The organism is Rhizobium sp. BIGb0125, from assembly GCF_024810055.1.
Taxonomy (GTDB): Bacteria; Pseudomonadota; Alphaproteobacteria; order Rhizobiales; family Rhizobiaceae; genus Agrobacterium.
This window is the reverse complement of sequence record NZ_JANUDV010000015.1, coordinates 1-19138: the sequence shown is the minus strand read 5'-3', so window position 1 is coordinate 19138 and position 19138 is coordinate 1. Positions and strand designations below refer to the sequence as shown.

The 19138-nt window shown below is 55.0% G+C and carries 15 protein-coding genes, 1 tRNA gene and 1 pseudogene; 1 reads left to right on the top strand and 16 read right to left on the bottom strand.

The features are described from left to right. From M2418_RS25630 to rpsL, 4 genes are all read right to left on the bottom strand, one after another. Positions 1 to 236, bottom strand: a 236-nt coding sequence (locus M2418_RS25630; protein ID WP_246781761.1) for a GTP-binding protein, incomplete at its 3' end; no start/stop codon positions are given. A gap of 65 nt (positions 237 to 301) precedes the next feature. After that, entirely contained in the window at positions 302 to 2401 is a 2100-nt protein-coding gene (gene fusA, locus M2418_RS25625; RefSeq protein WP_192488630.1) for an elongation factor G, read from the bottom strand. 27 nt (positions 2402 to 2428) lie between these two features. After that, positions 2429 to 2899 carry a 30S ribosomal protein S7 gene (gene rpsG / locus M2418_RS25620; RefSeq protein ID WP_192488629.1) on the bottom strand — a complete coding sequence of 157 codons (471 nt, stop codon included), beginning with the start codon at positions 2897 to 2899 and terminating at the stop codon, positions 2429 to 2431. Positions 2900 to 2977: 78 nt separating this feature from the next. Further along, positions 2978 to 3349 carry a 30S ribosomal protein S12 gene (rpsL, locus tag M2418_RS25615; RefSeq protein WP_003507760.1) on the bottom strand — a complete coding sequence of 124 codons (372 nt, stop codon included), beginning with the start codon at positions 3347 to 3349 and terminating at the stop codon, positions 2978 to 2980. A 512-nt stretch (positions 3350 to 3861) separates the two neighbouring features. On the opposite strand from rpsL, the gene M2418_RS25610 reads away from it, so the two are divergent. Further along, positions 3862 to 4158: a transcriptional regulator gene (locus M2418_RS25610; protein ID WP_192488628.1), complete on the top strand. Its 297-nt coding sequence runs from the start codon at positions 3862 to 3864 to the stop codon at positions 4156 to 4158. Positions 4159 to 4223: 65 nt separating this feature from the next. Here M2418_RS25610 and M2418_RS25605 read toward each other — a convergent pair whose 3' ends face one another. From M2418_RS25605 to tuf, 12 genes and pseudogenes are all read right to left on the bottom strand, one after another. Continuing rightward, the gene (locus M2418_RS25605; protein ID WP_259149857.1) at positions 4224 to 5279 is read right to left on the bottom strand and encodes a cytochrome-c peroxidase; all 1056 of its coding nucleotides are present in this window, start codon (positions 5277 to 5279) and stop codon (positions 4224 to 4226) included. A 318-nt stretch (positions 5280 to 5597) separates the two neighbouring features. Continuing rightward, entirely contained in the window at positions 5598 to 9812 is a 4215-nt protein-coding gene (rpoC, locus tag M2418_RS25600) for a DNA-directed RNA polymerase subunit beta' (RefSeq protein ID WP_192488626.1), read from the bottom strand. 183 nt (positions 9813 to 9995) lie between these two features. Then, entirely contained in the window at positions 9996 to 14132 is a 4137-nt protein-coding gene (rpoB, locus tag M2418_RS25595) for a DNA-directed RNA polymerase subunit beta (protein WP_259149856.1), read from the bottom strand. Positions 14133 to 14393: 261 nt separating this feature from the next. Then, the gene (gene rplL / locus M2418_RS25590; RefSeq protein WP_192488624.1) at positions 14394 to 14771 is read right to left on the bottom strand and encodes a 50S ribosomal protein L7/L12; all 378 of its coding nucleotides are present in this window, start codon (positions 14769 to 14771) and stop codon (positions 14394 to 14396) included. Between the two features lie 58 nt (positions 14772 to 14829). Then, entirely contained in the window at positions 14830 to 15348 is a 519-nt protein-coding gene (gene rplJ, locus M2418_RS25585) for a 50S ribosomal protein L10 (RefSeq protein ID WP_192488623.1), read from the bottom strand. Between the two features lie 359 nt (positions 15349 to 15707). Beyond that, positions 15708 to 16403, bottom strand: a complete 696-nt coding sequence (rplA, locus tag M2418_RS25580; RefSeq protein ID WP_192488622.1) for a 50S ribosomal protein L1 — start codon at positions 16401 to 16403, stop codon at positions 15708 to 15710. A 2-nt stretch (positions 16404 to 16405) separates the two neighbouring features. Beyond that, on the bottom strand, positions 16406 to 16837 hold the full coding sequence (gene rplK, locus M2418_RS25575) for a 50S ribosomal protein L11 (protein ID WP_138790887.1): 432 nt from the start codon (positions 16835 to 16837) through the stop codon (positions 16406 to 16408). 136 nt (positions 16838 to 16973) lie between these two features. Continuing rightward, complete coding sequence (nusG, locus tag M2418_RS25570; RefSeq protein WP_192488621.1) at positions 16974 to 17504, bottom strand: transcription termination/antitermination protein NusG; 531 nt, start codon at positions 17502 to 17504, stop codon at positions 16974 to 16976. Positions 17505 to 17523: 19 nt separating this feature from the next. After that, a complete protein-coding gene (gene secE / locus M2418_RS25565) occupies positions 17524 to 17724 on the bottom strand; it encodes a preprotein translocase subunit SecE (protein WP_192488620.1) in 201 nt (66 codons plus the stop codon). A 194-nt stretch (positions 17725 to 17918) separates the two neighbouring features. Then, positions 17919 to 17994, bottom strand: a tRNA-Trp gene (locus M2418_RS25560). Between the two features lie 449 nt (positions 17995 to 18443). Continuing rightward, positions 18444 to 18935, bottom strand: a complete 492-nt coding sequence (locus tag M2418_RS25555; protein WP_259149855.1) for a GNAT family N-acetyltransferase — start codon at positions 18933 to 18935, stop codon at positions 18444 to 18446. Between the two features lie 83 nt (positions 18936 to 19018). Continuing rightward, positions 19019 to 19138 (bottom strand): annotated as a pseudogene (gene tuf / locus M2418_RS25550) (elongation factor Tu); the annotation flags it as partial.

Here is a 19138-nt window from a genome sequence, read left to right as displayed (position 1 = left end):
CCGGGGCAGTCAACGTGTGCGTAGTGACGGTTAGGCGTCTCATACTCAACGTGGGCTGTCGAAATGGTGATACCACGAGCCTTTTCTTCAGGAGCGGCGTCGATTTGGTCATACGCCTTGAACTCGCCGAAGTACTTGGTGATTGCGGCCGTCAACGATGTCTTGCCGTGGTCAACGTGACCGATCGTGCCGATGTTAACGTGAGGCTTATTGCGCTCAAACTTGCTCTTTGCCATTATTGGCTCTCCATTCTTATCCCTGAAAGGGAATAAACCTTAAAATTTTTGTGTGGGTATTCCGGTCACTTCTGACCGGAATACTTTGCCTGGATTTCAGCAGCTACGTTGCTTGGAACAGGCGAATAGTGATCGAACGTCATCGAGTACTGTGCGCGACCCTGCGACATGGAGCGAAGGTTGTCGACGTACTTGAACATGTTCGCAAGAGGAACATGCGCGCTGATTACGATCGTGATGCCACGCGATTCCTGACCCTGGATCTGACCGCGACGCGAGTTCAGATCGCCGATAACGTCACCGACGTAATCTTCTGGGGTAACAACTTCGACCTTCATCATCGGCTCGAGAAGCTGTGCACCAGCCTTCTTCGCTGCTTCACGGAAGCAAGCACGCGATGCGATTTCGAACGCCAGAACAGACGAGTCAACATCATGGTATGCACCATCGATGAGAGTTGCCTTGACACCCAGCATCGGGAAGCCAGCCAGAGGACCGGAAGACAGAACGCTTTCGATACCCTTCTGAACGCCTGGGATGTATTCCTTTGGAACAGCACCACCAACGATCTTGGACTCGAACTTGAAGTCTTCGCCTTCTGGGTTCGGTTCGAAGATGATCTTCACACGAGCGAACTGGCCGGTACCACCGGACTGCTTCTTGTGTGTGTAATCTTCTTCGTGCAGCTTCGTGATCGTTTCACGGTAAGCAACCTGCGGAGCACCAACGGTCGCTTCGACCTTGAACTCGCGACGCATACGGTCAACGAGAATGTCGAGGTGAAGTTCGCCCATGCCAGCGATGATTGTCTGACCGGATTCTTCGTCAGTCTTGACGCGGAACGAAGGATCTTCAGCAGCCAGTCGGTTGAGCGCGAGGCCCATCTTTTCCTGGTCGCCCTTGGTCTTCGGTTCGATCGCGATCTGGATAACCGGCTCAGGGAATTCCATGCGCTCAAGGATAACCGGCTTCAACGGATCGCAAAGCGTGTCGCCCGTTGTGGTTTCCTTGAGGCCAGCCAGAGCAACGATGTCGCCAGCAAAGGCTTCTTCGATGTCTTCACGGCTGTTGGAGTGCATCTGAAGCATACGGCCGACGCGCTCACGCTTGTCCTTGACCGTGTTGATTACAGATGTGCCCTTTTCGAGCTTGCCCGAGTAGATACGTGCGAAGGTGAGCGAACCAACGAATGGGTCGTTCATGATCTTGAACGCGAGCATGGAAAGCGGCTCGGAATCATCAGCGTGACGCTCGATTTCAGCTTCGGTCTTGAAGTCGATGCCCTTGATCGCAGGAATGTCCAGCGGAGAAGGCAGGTATTCAACAACAGCGTCGAGAAGCGGCTGAACGCCCTTGTTCTTGAACGCAGTACCGCAGAACATCGGGTGGAACTTCACGTCGATGGTGCCGCGACGAACGAGAGCACGAATCTTGTCGTTGTCTGGGTAGTTACCTTCGAGGTAAGCTTCCATTGCTTCTTCGTCGATCTCGACAACAGTCTCGATCAGCTTCTCGCGATATTCTTCAGCCTTAGCCTTCATATCTTCTGGGATCTCAACAACGTCCCACTGAGCGCCGAGCGATTCGTCGCGCCATACGAGAGCGTTCATTTCGATGAGATCGATCACGCCCTTGAATTCGGTTTCTGCACCGATTGGCAACTGCATGACAACAGCTGTCGCGCCGAGACGGGTCTTGATCATTTCTACCGAGCGGTAGAAGTCAGCACCGGTCTTGTCCATCTTGTTGCAGAAGATCATACGCGGAACGTTGTACTTCTCAGCCTGACGCCATACGGTTTCAGTCTGCGGCTCTACACCAGCGTTGGCGTCGAGCAGAGCAATAGCACCGTCGAGTACACGCAGCGAACGCTCAACTTCAATCGTGAAGTCAACGTGGCCGGGGGTGTCGATGATGTTGAAACGACGCATCTTGCCATCGCGACCCTTCCAGAAGGTCGTGGTAGCAGCAGAAGTGATGGTGATACCACGCTCCTGCTCCTGTTCCATCCAGTCCATCGTGGCAGCGCCATCATGAACTTCGCCGATCTTGTGCGACTTACCGGTGTAGTAAAGAATACGCTCGGTTGTGGTCGTCTTGCCGGCGTCGATGTGCGCCATGATACCGAAATTGCGGTAGTCTTCGATTTTATATTCGCGAGCCATAACGGACTGCCTTTCGGATCGGTTAGATTACCAACGGTAATGCGAGAATGCGCGGTTAGCGTCAGCCATCTTGTGCGTGTCTTCACGCTTCTTGACAGCCGAACCGCGGTTGTTCGCAGCATCCATGAGTTCGCCGGACAGGCGATCGACCATGGTTGTTTCGTTGCGCTTACGAGCAGCAGCGATCAGCCAGCGGATTGCGAGGGCCTGACGACGCTCAGGACGAACATCAACAGGAACCTGGTATGTCGCACCACCAACGCGGCGAGAACGAACTTCAACGTGCGGAGCAACGTTATCGAGGGCCGAATGGAACACGCCGAGCGGCTCCTGCTTCGTCTTGCCCTGAACGGCGTCGAATGCGCCGTAAACGATGCTTTCAGCAACGGACTTCTTGCCATGAAGCATGATAGCATTCATGAACTTGGTGACGATCAGATCGCCGAACTTTGGATCCGGGTTGATCTCACGCTTTTCTGCACTATGGCGACGGGACATACTGTTTGTCTCTCAAATGTTATTGACGCTCAACCACGCGGAGAACCTCGCGCAGCGCCGAATTTTTTAATTGCCGAATTACTTCGGACGCTTCGCACCGTACTTGGAGCGGCGCTGCTTACGGTTCTTTACACCCTGCGTATCGAGAACGCCGCGGATGATGTGGTAACGAACACCTGGCAAGTCCTTTACGCGGCCGCCGCGGATCATGACTACAGAGTGTTCCTGAAGGTTGTGGCCTTCACCAGGAATGTAGCCGATGACTTCGAAGCCATTCGTCAGACGGATCTTGGCAACCTTACGAAGAGCCGAGTTAGGCTTCTTAGGGGTCGTCGTGTAAACGCGTGTGCAAACGCCGCGCTTCTGTGGGTTTTCCTGCAGAGCAGGAACCTTATTACGCTTTACCTGTGCCTGGCGTGGCTTGCGGATAAGCTGGTTTACGGTAGGCATACAACCATCCCTTAGTATCTATCGCCCTCTCGGGCCGACGTTATGCCGTTTCCGGCGGTGGCACACGCTATACTTCATGCGCAAAACGTGGCCCAATCCGAATGATCGGATGGACCACAAAGGCAGAGGACGTATCGCTACGTCGTGCGTGCAGCATTCGTGTCTTCAACGTGCGTTGGACCCAGTTTGAGCAGATATCCGGAACGAGTCATTCCGAACGGCCAAACCTCATACAGGTTCCGATGGGCGGCGTACTACTGTTTTACCCCTACTTCGTCAAGGGTGAATCCACATTTTGTCCCGCAGCACCGGCCTTCTCGGGCCTTCGTTTAGCATATTTACCGCTGCTGTTAATCTGTTTCATCAATATATCGGCCAAAACACGTATTCCGTATTGGGCTTTATACCAAAGCCGTCTATTGATTCTTCAAACGACGCTTGGTGACACCATCACCGTGGCTGTTCGTAAGCACACAGCAAAAAAAACGGCCTTCAGGAGCAAGGAGAACACCATGACCCTCCCCCATAATGATAACGACAACGGATCGGTTGACCCCATGGTATTCATCGTCATAGGCAAGGCTTATGAACGGGATGGCGACGAAGGCATCGACATCCACGTGATCCTGCGTGCACCCGATGATGACACAGCCGTCCGCGACACGCTGAATGCACTTTCGGAGGAAGGTTTCCTCGAGGCCGACCTCGACCAGATCGGCATGCTGACGGAGATCCCCGACGAAGAGCCGCATGCCTCGGCCTATCAGGGCGCGCTGGAAGGCGAAGTCGCCATTATCCGCTTCGCATAACCCTTATAGCCAAAACAGACAAACCGCCTGTCACCAGGCGGTTTTCTTTTTTTAAACAAGTCGTATCAGTTGCTGATATTGGCCGTTGGCTTCGGTGTAGTGGCCGTTTCAGCCGGCAGGATCGGATAGATGATGTCGGGAGCCTTGCCGGTCAGCGATCCCAGAAACGCCACGATCAGATCGACATCCTGATCATTCAGCTCCTCGCCCAGCTGCGCAGTGCCCATCACCGCCACCGTCTGCTTCAGGTCCCAAACCTTGCCCGAATGGAAATAAGGCGCGGTCAGCGCCACATTGCGAAGTGGTGCAGCACGGAACACATATGAGTCATCAGCCGTGTTTGTCACCGCAAAGCGGCCTTTGTCATTTTCAGGCAAAACATCGGCACCTGGCTTCTCCACCAGACCGAATGGATAGTACCCTTCCCCGCCGACATTAATGCCGCCGTGGCACGAGGCACAGCCCTTGTCCATGAACAGCTGCAGGCCCTGTCTTGCCTCCAGCGCCAGTGCATTCTCATCCCCATTCAGATAGGCATCGAAGGGTGCCGGCGTGATCAGCGTGGCTTCAAAGGCTTCAATAGCCTTGGCGAAATTATCGAAGGTAACCGGGTCGTCCTCTCCGGGGAATGCCGTCTTGAACCACGCGACATATTGCGGCATCGAATTGAGCGTCGCGACCACCTGCACCGGCGTGTTGGCCATCTCTACACCGGCCTGTACCGGCCCTTTCGCCTGCGCCTTCAGGTCATCCGCACGACCATCCCAGAACTGTGCAACGTTGAACACCGCATTGAACACGGTCGGTGAATTGCGCGGTCCCTTCTGCCATCCGTGGCCGATCGACGTCTCGAGGTTGTCGTCACCACCGGTTCCGACATTGTGGCATGAGTTGCATGAAAACACCCCCGAGGCCGACATGCGCGGATCAAAGAACAGTGCCTTGCCGAGCGCTATCTTCTCTGCTGTGATCGGGTTGTCCTTGACCGCTGGAATGGTTGAGGGCAGCGGCCTGAATATCGCAAGTGCGCTTTGCCGCAACTCGGCCGGAACCGGGTCCGCCGCATAAACAGCCGTGGTTGCCAAAACTCCGGCAGCCAATGTGTATAGAAATTTTCTCATAACAGCCTCCGTTCGCCGACCCTGCCTTCCTGGTTTTAAGCAACAGGGCCGGCCCTTCAGTTGGGAGGCAAATCCCCTGCCCTTGCGGGCTCCTGGTTGGGAAGATCTGCGTCCTGTGAACGGATTAAAATTAGAATAAATAAAAACTGGTCCTTTGCGATGGATCAACGGCAAGAGGCCACCAAACGCAAAAACGCCCGAATTTCTTCGGGCGTTTAGGTTTGTCAATTCTGGAGGGTGCGGCAAATTGGCACCCATTAGACCATCTATCCGAAGCAGGTATCGTGCACCGAAATGATGCACGACACCCGGAGCGAATTACTCGCCGGCAGGAACCGTTTCGTCCTTGGTCATGTCGCGCAACATCTGCGTTGCGGAATCCGAACCAGTGGACTTCTTGCGCTCTTCGATGATCAGCTCGTCGCGTGTCGTCGCGATGCGGCGGATCTGGGTCATGGTACCGCCCGTACCGGCCGGGATAAGGCGACCGACGATAACGTTTTCCTTCAGACCCTGCAGCGTGTCCATCTTGCCGGCGATTGCAGCTTCCGTGAGAACCTTTGTGGTTTCCTGGAACGAAGCAGCCGAGATGAAGGACGGCGTCTGCAGCGATGCCTTGGTGATACCCAGAAGAACTGGTTCGCCGTAGGCAGGCTTCTTGCCTTCCTCGATCAGACGATCATTCATGTCGTCCATTTCGATGCGGTCGACATTGTCGCCCACGATGTACTGGCTGTCACCAGCATCCGTGATTTCAACCTTCTGCAGCATCTGGCGAACGATCACTTCGATGTGCTTGTCGTTGATGACAACGCCCTGCAGACGATAGACTTCCTGGATTTCGTTCACGAGGTAGGAAGCCAGAGCCTCTACACCCTTGATCGCCAGAATGTCGTGCGGAGCTGGGTTACCGTCGAGGATGTAGTCACCCTTTTCGATATAGTCGCCTTCCTGAAGGTGGAAGGGCTTGCCCTTCGGGATCAGGTATTCGACTGGCTCTACACCATCTTCAGCAGGCTCGATGATGACGCGACGCTTGTTCTTGTAGTCGCGGCCCAGACGGATCGTACCATCGATTTCGGCGATGATAGCGTGGTCCTTTGGACGACGGGCTTCGAACAGTTCAGCAACGCGTGGCAGACCACCCGTGATGTCCTTGGTCTTGGCGCTTTCCATTGGCGAACGTGCAAGCACATCACCCTGGGAAACCTTCGTGCCCGGTTCTACGGACAGAATTGCGTCAACCGACAGCAGGAAGCGGGCTTCACCACCACGAGAAAGCTTGGCAATGTTGCCAGAAGCATCCTTGATAACGATGGCAGGCTTGAGGTCCGAACCGCGAGGTGTCGAACGCCAGTCAATAACCTGACGCTTGGTGATACCGGTGGATTCGTCGGTTGCTTCCAGAACCGAAAGACCATCGACCAGGTCTTCGAACTGAACAGTACCTTCGACTTCCGTCATCATTGGGCGTGTGTACGGGTCCCATTCGGCGAAACGCTGACCGCGCTTAACCTTGTCACCGTCATCCACGAAGATCTTCGAACCGTATGCAACGCGCTGCGAAGAACGTTCAACGCCACGCTCATCGAGAATGGTGATGGCCATGTTACGGCCCATCGCGATGAGGACGCCTTCAGAGTTGCGCAGCATGTTGCGGTTCTTGATCTGGATCGTACCTTCGTACGACGCTTCAAGGAACGACTGGTCAACCACGTTCGCAGTACCACCAAGGTGGAACGTACGCATGGTCAGCTGGGTGCCCGGCTCACCGATGGACTGAGCAGCGATAACGCCCACTGCTTCGCCCATGTTAACAGGAGTACCGCGTGCAAGGTCACGACCGTAGCAAACGCCGCAAACGCCAACCTGGATTTCGCAGGTCAGAGCCGAACGGATACGAACGGACTGGATGCCAGCCTTTTCGATGATTGCCACTTCAGCTTCGTCGATCAGCTTGCCAGCCTTGACGATGTTCTCGCCAGTGACCGGGTTGTCGATGTCGTCGAGAGCCGTACGACCAAGAATACGTGCGCCGAGCGAGGCAACAATCTGACCGGCATCGACGATGGCAGTCATTGTCAGGCCCTTGTCGGTGCCGCAATCGTTGGAGTTGACGATGCAGTCCTGCGCGACGTCAACGAGACGACGTGTCAGGTAACCGGAGTTAGCCGTCTTCAAGGCCGTATCTGCAAGACCCTTACGGGCACCGTGTGTCGAGTTGAAGTACTCGTTCACGGTCAGGCCTTCCTTAAAGTTCGAAATGATCGGCGTTTCGATGATTTCGCCCGAAGGCTTGGCCATCAGACCGCGCATACCACCGAGCTGACGCATCTGGCTTGGCGAACCACGGGCGCCGGAGTGCGACATCATATAGATGGAGTTCATTGGCTTCTGGCGACCAGTTTCCGGATCGAACTCCACAGCCTTAATGCGAGCCATCATCTCTTCGGCAACCTTTTCGGTAGCCTTGCCCCAAGCGTCAACAACCTTGTTGTACTTTTCGCCCTGGGTGATGAGACCATCATTGTACTGCTGTTCGTATTCCTTCACCAAGGCTTCCGTTTCACCAACGATTTTCACCTTGGTGTCCGGGATGACCATGTCGTCCTTGCCGAACGAAATGCCGGCGCGGCAAGCATGGGAGAAGCCGAGCTGCATGATGCGGTCGCAGAAAATGACCGTGTCTTTCTGACCGCAATGACGGTAGACCGTGTCGATCATCTTGGAGATGTTCTTCTTGGTCATTTCCTGGTTGCAGGTGTCGAATGGCACGTTGACATTCTTCGGCAGCAATTCACCAATCAACATACGGCCAGGCGTTGTTTCATGGATCTTCGAAACCGGCTTGCCATCGGCATCAACGGTCTTGAAGCGACCGCGAATTTTCGAGTGCAGCGTCACAACCTTGTTTTCAAGGGCGTGATGCAGTTCGCCGATGTCGGAGAAGGCCATGCCTTCGCCCGGCTCATTCTGGTTCATGATCGACAGGTAGTACAGGCCGAGAACCATGTCCTGCGAAGGAACGATAATCGGGTGACCGTTTGCCGGATGCAGAATGTTGTTGGTCGACATCATCAGAACGCGGGCTTCAAGCTGCGCTTCCAGAGAAAGCGGAACGTGAACAGCCATCTGGTCACCGTCGAAGTCGGCGTTGAAGGCCGTGCAGACGAGCGGGTGCAGCTGAATGGCCTTGCCTTCAACCAGCATTGGTTCGAAGGCCTGGATACCCAGACGGTGCAGCGTCGGTGCGCGGTTCAGGAGAACCGGATGCTCGCGGATAACCTCGTCGAGGATATCCCAAACTTCTGGCTTTTCCTTTTCAACCAGCTTCTTGGCCTGCTTGACGGTCGAGGAGTAACCCTTTGCGTCGAGACGGGCGTAGATGAACGGCTTGAACAGCTCGAGCGCCATCTTCTTCGGCAGGCCGCACTGGTGCAGCTTCAGTTCAGGACCGGTCACGATAACCGAACGACCGGAATAGTCGACGCGCTTACCGAGAAGGTTCTGACGGAAGCGGCCCTGCTTGCCCTTGAGCATGTCGGACAGCGACTTCAGCGGACGCTTGTTGGCACCGGTGATGACGCGACCGCGACGACCGTTGTCGAACAACGCATCGACAGATTCCTGCAACATGCGCTTTTCGTTACGGATAATGATACCCGGCGCACGAAGCTCAATCAGACGCTTCAGACGGTTGTTACGGTTGATAACGCGGCGATACAGATCGTTCAGGTCGGAGGTCGCAAAACGGCCACCATCCAGCGGAACCAGCGGACGCAGGTCCGGAGGAATAACTGGAACAACCTTCATGATCATCCACTCGGGACGATTGCCTGACTCCATGAAGTTCTCAACGATCTTGAGACGCTTCATCAGCTTCTTCTGCTTGAGGTCCGAAGTGGTTTCGGCAAGCTCAACGCGCAGATCGCCAGCGATCTTCTCGAGGTTCATCGAAGCCAGCATTTCATAGATGGCTTCAGCGCCGATCATGGCGGTGAACTGATCTTCGCCGAACTCGTCGACGGCAATCATGTACTCTTCTTCGGACAGAAGCTGGTTCTGCTTCAGAGAAGTCAGGCCTGGCTCGGTCACGATGTAGTTTTCGAAGTACAGAACGCGCTCAACATCTTTCAGCGTCATGTCGAGCAATGTCGAGATACGCGAAGGAAGCGACTTCAGGAACCAGATGTGGGCAACAGGTGCTGCCAGTTCGATATGGCCCATGCGCTCACGGCGAACGCGCGACAGCGTAACTTCGACGCCGCACTTTTCGCAGATGATGCCCTTGTACTTCATGCGCTTGTACTTGCCGCACAAGCATTCGTAGTCCTTGATCGGTCCGAAAATACGCGCGCAGAAAAGACCGTCGCGTTCCGGCTTGAAGGTACGATAGTTGATGGTCTCTGGCTTTTTGATTTCGCCATAGGACCAGGAGAGGATCTTCTCAGGCGACGCAATCGAAATCCGGATGGAATCGAAATGCTGCGCTGGCACCTGAGGATTGAACAGATTCATGACCTCTTGGTTCATGCCTTGTCTCCTTGAGAGGCTTGTTGTCGCCTCTGTTTGCATCTGGACCAGTCGTTCCCGGGATAACTGGTCAGTGCCTAAAACACGATTAACCGCGAAATGCGGCGAAACTATCCGCCTAAGGGCAATGCCCTTTTGGAAGAAACCGGCAGGCGCCGCTTTCGGCGCCTGCCTTGGTCATCTTTATTCCGCCGCGTCAGGCAGTTCGGAGCCTTCCTGGGCCTCGAGCTTGGAGTTCTCCAGCTCAACGGACAGACCGAGCGACCGCATTTCCTTGACGAGAACGTTGAAGCTCTCAGGAATACCGGCTTCGAAGGTGTCGTCGCCGCGGACGATCGCTTCGTAAACCTTGGTACGGCCGGCCACGTCGTCCGACTTGACGGTGAGCATTTCCTGCAAGGTGTATGCTGCACCGTAAGCTTCCAGTGCCCAGACTTCCATTTCCCCGAAGCGCTGTCCGCCGAACTGCGCCTTACCACCAAGCGGCTGCTGGGTGACGAGCGAGTATGGACCGATCGAGCGAGCGTGGATCTTGTCATCGACAAGGTGGTTCAGCTTGATCATGTACATGTAGCCGACGGTCACCTTACGGTCGAACGTCTCACCTGTACGGCCATCATAGAGAACCGACTGGCCAGAGTCGTGCAGACCAGCTCTGGTAAGCATTTCAGCAACGTCAGGCTCATGCGCACCGTCGAAGACCGGCGTCGCAATCGAAACGCCCTTCTTGGACTGCTCGGCAAGTCTGAGCAAGGACTCGTCGTCGAAGTAAGCGACTTCATCCTTGGCATCAGAAGCATACACTTCCGTCAGCTCGCGCTTCAGGTCAGTGATATCAAGCGTCTTGTGATACTCATCCAGCATCTCGCCGATTTTCTTGCCCATACCGGCGCAAGCCCATGCAAGGTGCGTTTCGAGAATCTGGCCAACGTTCATGCGCGATGGCACGCCCAGCGGGTTCAAGCAGATGTCGACATGCGTACCGTCTTCCAGGAACGGCATATCTTCAACAGGCACGATACGCGAGACAACGCCCTTGTTACCGTGACGGCCGGCCATCTTGTCGCCTGGCTGGATCTTGCGCTTAACAGCAACGAAGACCTTGACCATCTTCATGACGCCTGGAGGCATTTCGTCGCCACGCTGAACCTTTTCGACCTTGTCCATGAAGCGCTGTTCAAGGCGCGACTTGGATTCGTCGTACTGGCCACGCAGAGCTTCGAGTTCGGCCTGGGCCTTCTCGTCCTCAACGGCAAACATCCACCACTGCGAACGCGGGTATTCAGAAACAACGAGGTTTGAAAGCTCGGTGCCCTTCTTGAAGCCCTTCGGTCCAGCGATCGAAACCTGACCACGCAACATGTCGATCAGACGGCCATAGACGTTACGGTCCAGGATAGCCTGTTCGTCGTCACGGTCCTTGGCCAGACGTTCGATTTCTTCGCGTTCGATAGCCATTGCACGTTCGTCTTTTTCAACGCCGTGACGGTTGAACACGCGTACTTCAACGACCGTACCAAACGTGCCAGGAGGCATGCGCATGGAGGTGTCGCGAACGTCGGACGCCTTTTCACCAAAGATGGCGCGCAGAAGCTTTTCTTCCGGCGTCATCGGGCTTTCACCCTTCGGCGTGATCTTGCCAACCAGGATATCGCCAGGCTGAACTTCCGCACCGATGTATACGATACCGGCTTCGTCGAGGTTCTTCAGGGCTTCTTCCGAAACGTTCGGAATATCGCGCGTGATTTCTTCAGGACCAAGCTTGGTGTCGCGGGCCATCACTTCGAATTCTTCGATGTGGATGGAGGTGAACACGTCGTCGGAAACGATGCGTTCGGACATCAGGATGGAGTCTTCGTAGTTGTAGCCGTTCCAAGGCATGAACGCGACGAGCGCGTTGCGGCCAAGTGCTAGGTCACCGAGATCGGTCGATGGACCGTCAGCGATGATGTCACCCTTGTTCAGAACGTCACCGACAGTCACCAGCGGACGCTGGTTGATGCAGGTGTTCTGGTTCGAACGCTGGAATTTCTGCAGACGATAGATGTCAACGCCGGACTTGCCAGCATCGAGATCTTCCGTTGCACGGATAACGATACGGGTCGCGTCGACCTGATCGACTACACCGCCACGACGGGCTGCGATAGCAGCGCCGGAGTCACGGGCAACGATCGGCTCCATACCGGTTCCGACGAACGGAGCCTCGGCACGGACGAGCGGAACGGCCTGACGCTGCATGTTCGAGCCCATCAGAGCGCGGTTGGCGTCGTCGTTTTCCAGGAACGGGATGAGAGCCGCAGCGACCGAAACGAGCTGCTTCGGCGAAACGTCCATCAGGTTGATGTTGTCGCGTGGCGCCAGCATAACTTCGCCCGAGTGACGGCAAACAACGAACTCTTCCGAGAACGAACCATCAGCTTCAAGCGACGAGTTAGCCTGCGCAACGTAATACTTGGCCTCTTCCATAGCGGAGAGGTAGATCACGTCTGTTGTCACCTTGCCTTCAACGATCTTGCGGTACGGGCTTTCGATGAAGCCGTACTTGTTGACGCGGGCAAAGGTGGCCAGCGAGTTGATCAGACCGATGTTCGGGCCTTCCGGCGTTTCAATCGGGCAAATACGACCGTAGTGGGTCGGGTGAACGTCGCGGACTTCAAAGCCTGCGCGCTCGCGGGTCAGACCACCAGGTCCAAGAGCCGAAAGACGGCGCTTGTGGGTGATTTCCGAAAGCGGGTTCACCTGGTCCATGAACTGCGACAGCTGCGAAGAACCGAAGAACTCGCGAACGGCAGCAGCGGCTGGCTTTGCGTTGATGAGATCCTGCGGCATCACGGTGTCGATTTCGATCGAGGACATACGTTCCTTGATCGCGCGTTCCATGCGCAGCAGACCCAGACGGTACTGGTTCTCCATCAATTCACCGACCGAACGAACACGGCGGTTGCCGAGGTTGTCGATGTCGTCGATTTCGCCCTTGCCGTCACGCAGTTCGACCAGCATCTTGACCACGGCCAGGATGTCTTCCTTGCGCAGTGTACGCACGGTGTCTTCCGCATCGAGGTCGAGACGCATGTTCATCTTCACGCGGCCAACTGCGGAAAGATCGTAACGCTCAGCATCGAAGAACAGCGAGTTGAACATCGCTTCAGCCGAATCCATGGTCGGCGGCTCGCCCGGACGCATGACGCGGTAGATATCGAACAGAGCGTCCTGACGGTTCTCGTTCTTGTCGGCAGAAAGCGTGTTGCGGATGTAGGCGCCAACATTGACGTGGTCGATGTTGAGAACCGCAATTTCTTCCAGGCCAGCGTTCAGAATAACGCCGAGGGTCTTCTCGTCGATTTCATCACCAGCTTCGAGGTAGATTTCACCCGTTGCGTAGTTGACGATGTCTTCGGCCAGGAAGTTACCATAAAGGTCTTCGTCGGTTGCCTTGAGAGCCTTGAGGCCCTTCTCGGACAGCTGACGCAGCAGACGCGGGGTCAGCTTCTTGCCGGCTTCAACAACAACTTCGCCGGTGTCGGCATCAACCATTTCGGTGATGACCTTGGCGTTCTTCAGCACTTCAGGCTGGAACGGAATACGCCAGCCATCGCCTGCACGCTTGTAATCAGAGCTTGTGTAGAACGTCGACAGAATTTCTTCGCCGTCCATACCGAGCGCCATCAGCAGCGAGGTGACAGGCAGCTTGCGGCGACGGTCGATACGCGCGTAAACGACATCCTTGGCATCGAATTCGATGTCGAGCCAGGAACCGCGGTAAGGAATAACGCGAGCAGCGAACAACAGCTTGCCGGAAGAGTGGCTCTTGCCCTTGTCGTGATCGAAGAAGACGCCCGGCGAACGGTGCATCTGAGACACGATAACGCGCTCGGTACCGTTGACGATAAACGTACCGTTGTTGGTCATGAGCGGCATGTCGCCCATGTAAACCGACTGTTCCTTGATGTCCTTGATGGACTTCGCGCCTGTATCCTCGTCAATATCAAACACGATGAGGCGCAGCGTCACCTTCAGTGGCGCTGCGTAGGTCAGGTCGCGCTGACGGCACTCTTCAGTGTCGAATTTTGGCTGTTCGAATTCGTAGGATACGAATTCAAGCATGGATGCGCCTGAGAAGTCTGTGATTGGGAATACAGACTTGAAAACAGCATTCAATCCCTCGTCGGGACGACCGCCCTTAGGCTCGTCAACCATGAGAAATTGGTCATACGAAGCCTTCTGAACCTCAATGAGGTTTGGCATTTCCGCTACTTCTGGAATTTTGCCGAAAAACTTGCGTACGCGCCTGCGACCGTTAAACGAAAGGGTCTGAGCCATCGTCGCTCCTTTAATAATTGCATCCGGGCCTGCAACGGACGGGGTTCGCTGGCCAGTCGATCCCGTCAATTAATGGGTATAATCAATCTCGTTTCACGTCCCGAACGGTAAGGCCGGATTGCCTGTACAGCGCGGTTCGAAACTATTCTCTTGAAGAACCCATTACCCAAAAGCCATTTTCACGCGGCTTTTGGGTAATTGGTTTCAGCGGAACAGCAAACGGGAGACGGCTTTTGCCATCTCCCGTAAGTAGTACCGATATTACTTAACGTCAACCTTGGCGCCAGCATCCTCAAGTTTCTTCTTGAGGTCAGCAGCTTCTGCCTTGGAAACAGCTTCCTTAACAGCCTTAGGAGCACCTTCAACGAGGTCCTTAGCTTCCTTCAGGCCGAGACCTGTGATAGCGCGGACTTCCTTGATGACGTTGATCTTGTTGGCGCCAGCGTCAACCAGGATAACGTCGAATTCTGTCTTTTCTTCTTCAGGAGCAGCAGCAGCAGCACCGCCACCAGCAGCAGCAACTGCTACAGGAGCAGCAGCGGAAACGCCCCACTTTTCTTCGAGAAGCTTAGACAGTTCTGCAGCTTCCAGAACGGTCAATGCGGAGAGGTCGTCAACGATCTTTGCGAGATCAGCCATTTTTTAGTTCCTTTAATTCGGTTTGAACCGGTTTGAATATTTACAGCGAAAAACCGCCTTAAGCGGCTTCGTCCTTCTTTGAGTAAGCCGAGAACACGCGGGCAAGCTGGCTTGCCGGTGCTGCAACAACCGTCGCAACGCGAGTTGCCGGGGCATTGAGAAGGCCCAGCAGCTTTGCGCGCAGCTCGTCCAGCGAAGGCAGGGTCGCAAGCGACTTTACTGCGTCCGCGTTGAGCGCGGTTGCACCCATGGCGCCGCCGAGAATAACGAGCTTGTCGTTAGTCTTTGCGAAGTCCATGACGACTTTCGGAGCGATCATTGGATCAGTGCTGTATGCAATCAGCGTCTGTCCTTTGAAAAGATCAGTGATCTCTTCTGACTCCGTACCCTGAAGAGCGATCTTGGCCAGACGGTTCTTCGCGACTTTAACTGTGCCGCCCGCAGCACGCATTTTTGAACGGAAGTCGTTCATCTGCGCAACGGTGACGCCAGCATAGTGGGCCACGACAACCGAACCGGAAGCCTTAAAGACTTCGTTCAGCTCCGTGACGAATTCGCGTTTTTCCGCTCTTTCCACTGTCTGTCTCCAGTTGACAGGACCGCAATCATGCAGGCCCCATCGGGTTTGCCTTTGCCCCAAGAAACCTTGATAAATCAAAGTCCCGAGTGACGCTCGAGGATCCTGTCCCCCTGCTCTCTCACCCGAAGGCTGAAGGCACAAGGCACACCAGGTTCAAACCAGATTATTAAGCACCACAGGGATGCGAAAATCGGGCTCGTACCCGTCTCATGTAGGTTAACGTGATTAAGGCCAAATTCCTGAAAAGGAAAAAGGCCACCTACAATCTCGGACAGGAATTCCGGATTTCTCCGGAAACTTCCGGCCGGTGAGGCCGGAAATTCTTGTATAACAACCCCATGCGGGGATTGTCGAAATTATGCAGTAACCGACGACGGGTCGATGCGAACGCCAGGACCCATGGTCGAGGAGATCGCTACGCGCTTGACGTAGTTACCCTTTGCACCAGCAGGCTTGGCCTTGATGACCGCGTCAGCAAATGCCTTGATGTTTTCTTCAAGAGCCTTGGCGTCGAAGGAAGCCTTGCCGATACCAGCATGGACGATACCAGCCTTCTCAACACGGAACTCGACAGCGCCGCCCTTGGAAGCCTTAACGGCACCAGCAACATCCATCGTAACCGTACCAACCTTCGGGTTAGGCATCATGCCACGTGGGCCGAGAACCTTACCGAGGCGACCGACCAGCGGCATCATGTCCGGAGTGGCAATGCAACGATCGAAGTCGATCTTGCCGCCCTGAACGATTTCGAGCAGGTCTTCTGCACCAACGATGTCAGCGCCAGCAGCCTTGGCTTCATCAGCCTTAGCACCACGAGCAAAAACAGCAACGCGAACGTCACGGCCTGTGCCGTTTGGCAAGTTGACAACACCACGAACCATCTGGTCAGCGTGACGTGGGTCAACGCCGAGGTTCATCGCAACTTCAACGGTCTCGTCGAACTTGGCTACAGCCCGTTCCTTAACCATCGAGATGGCGTCGGTGAGGACGTAGAGCTTGTTAGCATCAACGCCTTCGCGTGTCTTCTGTACGCGCTTTGCAAGCTTTGCCATGATCAACCTACCACTTCCAGGCCCATGGCGCGGGCAGAGCCCTCAACCATTGCCATTGCGCCTTCGATATCGGCAGCATTGAGATCCTTCATCTTGGCTTCTGCGATCGTCTTGACCTGAGCCTTGGTGATGGAACCAGCCTTTGCGCCCTTACCCGGAGTCTTGGAACCGGACTGAATCTTAGCTTCCTTCTTGAGGAAGTAAGTTACAGGAGGCTGCTTCATCACGAATGTGAAGGACTTGTCCTGGTAGTAGGTGATGACGACCGGAATCGGCATACCCTTTTCCATTTCCTGCGTAGCAGCGTTGAACGCCTTGCAGAATTCCATAATGTTAATGCCACGCTGACCAAGCGCAGGACCAATTGGCGGGGACGGGTTAGCCGATCCTGCCTTGACCTGAAGCTTGAGCTGGCCTGCAACTTTCTTAGCCATATCTCTCTGCCTTTCAAATCGAACCGGTTGCCCGGCTCATATGCCGGAAACTCCGGCGGCTGCGGTTGCGTGGTACGATGCTGACCCGGCTAGAGCCAGCAGGTCTTCCACGCGATTAGAGCTTTCGCTCTTCCAATCAGACCTTCTCGACCTGACTGTATTCCAGCTCGACCGGCGTAGCGCGGCCGAAAATAGAAACTTCCACCTTGAGACGCGAACGCTCTTCGTCGACGTCCTGAACAACACCGTTAAACGATGCGAACGGACCGTCGGAGACGCGAACCTGCTCACCAATCTCGTAAGAGATCGAAGACTTCGGACGCTCTACACCCTCCTGAACCTGACCGAGAATACGATCAGCTTCAGAATCAGGGATAGGGACAGGTTTGTTGTCCGAACCCAGGAAACCCGTAACCTTCGGGGTATTCTTGATGAGGTGGTAAGCTTCATCCGTCAGGTTTGCGCGAACCATCACGTAACCTGGGAAGAACTTGCGTTCGCTATCGACCTTGCGACCGCGACGAACCTCAACAACCTTTTCAGTCGGAACGAGAATCTTTTCAAAGAGATGCTCAAGCCCCTTCTGGCGAGCCTTCTCCTCGATCGACTCAGCGACCTTCTTTTCAAAATTTGAATATGCGTGAACGATATACCAGCGCGCTGCCATCTTTATCTCCGGAAATCCGTTACTGACCGACGCTCAGCACAAGGCGAAGCAACCAGCCGATGAGTTGGTCAGCTGCGAAAAAGAAAAGCGCAGCCACAATAACCATGACGAGCACCATGGCCGTCGAAATCATGGTCTCGCGGCGCGATGGCCAGGTAATTTTTGACGCTTCCGAGCGAACCTGCTGAAGAAACGCAAATGGATTGGTTTTGGATGCCATTGACTGCCCACGCAATTACGGCACGTAAAGCCGATAAATCAGCCCCACGCACCGCGTGTCTGTTTTACCCTACATAAACGCCGATTCTCAATTTAACAAGAGGAAATCGACATTCAATGAACTCCACCGGAAATCCCATCCGGCCCTTCCAGCCAACATGCCGCAAATTAAACGCGCTTGTCATTGCTGGAAAATGGCAGGGGCAACCGGGCTTGAACCGATGACCTGCGGTTTTGGAGACCGCCGCTCTACCAACTGAGCTATACCCCTTCAGTCCGATCAACCGTGGATGTTTCCATCTCCGTAATCGGTATGCGGCTCTTTAAGACGCCCTGAAACGAATGGCAAGGGTGTTTTTTCTTTTTCCTGCAAAGAGTAACGGGAAAACTCTCTAGCCCTTATTTTTTCGTTCCGATTTCAGGGCGCATTCCCGGTTCTCTCCAGTGCCCGGCGCATTTTCAAATGTGCAGCGCGTCTCCGGCGGATTGCCGCACACCTTGTGAAGCACCTTGAAACCAACGCATCTGCCGTCTGGCCCGCGATAACCCGGGCCACCTTTACAACCACAGCCCTTGCAGGCCGGTCGATCCGGGCAACTTTGCGCACCAACTGGCGACGCAAAGGCCGGCCCCACCAGAAACCCGGCCAGAATCACAGTCTTCAGCATTCCCAGCAAATGATTCGCACCCCAAACCCCCGTGTCACCACGGATAGACACATCATTTCAGGGAGATGCAATAGAACTTTGTATCAACAGCCATCACAGGGAAGCGCTTTGGCAGCGTCTCTTTTGCCACCTCGGCAAAGCCATTCTTTTCATAGAATCGATGAGCGGCCAGAAATTTGTCCGTCGTGCCGAGGTAGATTTGTGTAATGCCGCTGCGCCTTGCCTCCTCAAGCAGTCGACCGAGCAGCTTCGCCGCAACACCCAATTCCCTGCCCCGCGCCTGCTCCGCCACGAACATCTTGCGCAGGGCGCCCTGCCCCTCACCAATATCCTTGAGGGCAATCGTACCAACGATGTCGCCGTCGAGCTTCGCCACCCAGAAACCGCCTGCATCGGATTGATAGAAGCCAGGGATATCACTGAGATCAGGCTGGTCTTGCGCCGTGATGGCAATGCCAAACTCGTCTTGCTGGATCTTGACGATAAGCGCCGTTACCGCATCACGCTCCGTTGGTGCAAATGCGCTGATTTCGACAAATTGCATCGTGCGGCTCCCCTGTTATGCCCAAAACAGAAAAGCCCCGCTGTTTCCAGCGGGGCTCTCAATCCATCCCTTACGGGAAAGAATTATTCGATGATCGAGGCAACGATACCAGCGCCGACGGTACGGCCGCCTTCGCGGATAGCGAAGCGCAGCTTTTCTTCCATCGCGATTGGAACGATCAGTTCGACTTCAACGGTAACGTT

Excerpts from the sequence above, each read along its gene's own strand:
- rplL (WP_192488624.1), bottom strand. The coding sequence starts at position 14,771 with ATGGCTGATCTCGCAAAGATCGTTGACGACCTCTCCGCATTGACCGTT.
- secE (WP_192488620.1), bottom strand. The coding sequence starts at position 17,724 with ATGGCATCCAAAACCAATCCATTTGCGTTTCTTCAGCAGGTTCGCTCG.
- nusG (WP_192488621.1), bottom strand. The coding sequence starts at position 17,504 with ATGGCAGCGCGCTGGTATATCGTTCACGCATATTCAAATTTTGAAAAG.
- rplK (WP_138790887.1), bottom strand. The coding sequence starts at position 16,837 with ATGGCTAAGAAAGTTGCAGGCCAGCTCAAGCTTCAGGTCAAGGCAGGA.
- fusA (WP_192488630.1), bottom strand. The coding sequence starts at position 2,401 with ATGGCTCGCGAATATAAAATCGAAGACTACCGCAATTTCGGTATCATG.
- M2418_RS25610 (WP_192488628.1), top strand. The coding sequence starts at position 3,862 with ATGACCCTCCCCCATAATGATAACGACAACGGATCGGTTGACCCCATG.
- M2418_RS25555 (WP_259149855.1), bottom strand. The coding sequence starts at position 18,935 with ATGCAATTTGTCGAAATCAGCGCATTTGCACCAACGGAGCGTGATGCG.
- rpoC (WP_192488626.1), bottom strand. The coding sequence starts at position 9,812 with ATGAACCAAGAGGTCATGAATCTGTTCAATCCTCAGGTGCCAGCGCAG.
- rpsG (WP_192488629.1), bottom strand. The coding sequence starts at position 2,899 with ATGTCCCGTCGCCATAGTGCAGAAAAGCGTGAGATCAACCCGGATCCA.
- rplA (WP_192488622.1), bottom strand. The coding sequence starts at position 16,403 with ATGGCAAAGCTTGCAAAGCGCGTACAGAAGACACGCGAAGGCGTTGAT.
- M2418_RS25605 (WP_259149857.1), bottom strand. The coding sequence starts at position 5,279 with ATGAGAAAATTTCTATACACATTGGCTGCCGGAGTTTTGGCAACCACG.
- rpsL (WP_003507760.1), bottom strand. The coding sequence starts at position 3,349 with ATGCCTACCGTAAACCAGCTTATCCGCAAGCCACGCCAGGCACAGGTA.
- rpoB (WP_259149856.1), bottom strand. The coding sequence starts at position 14,132 with ATGGCTCAGACCCTTTCGTTTAACGGTCGCAGGCGCGTACGCAAGTTT.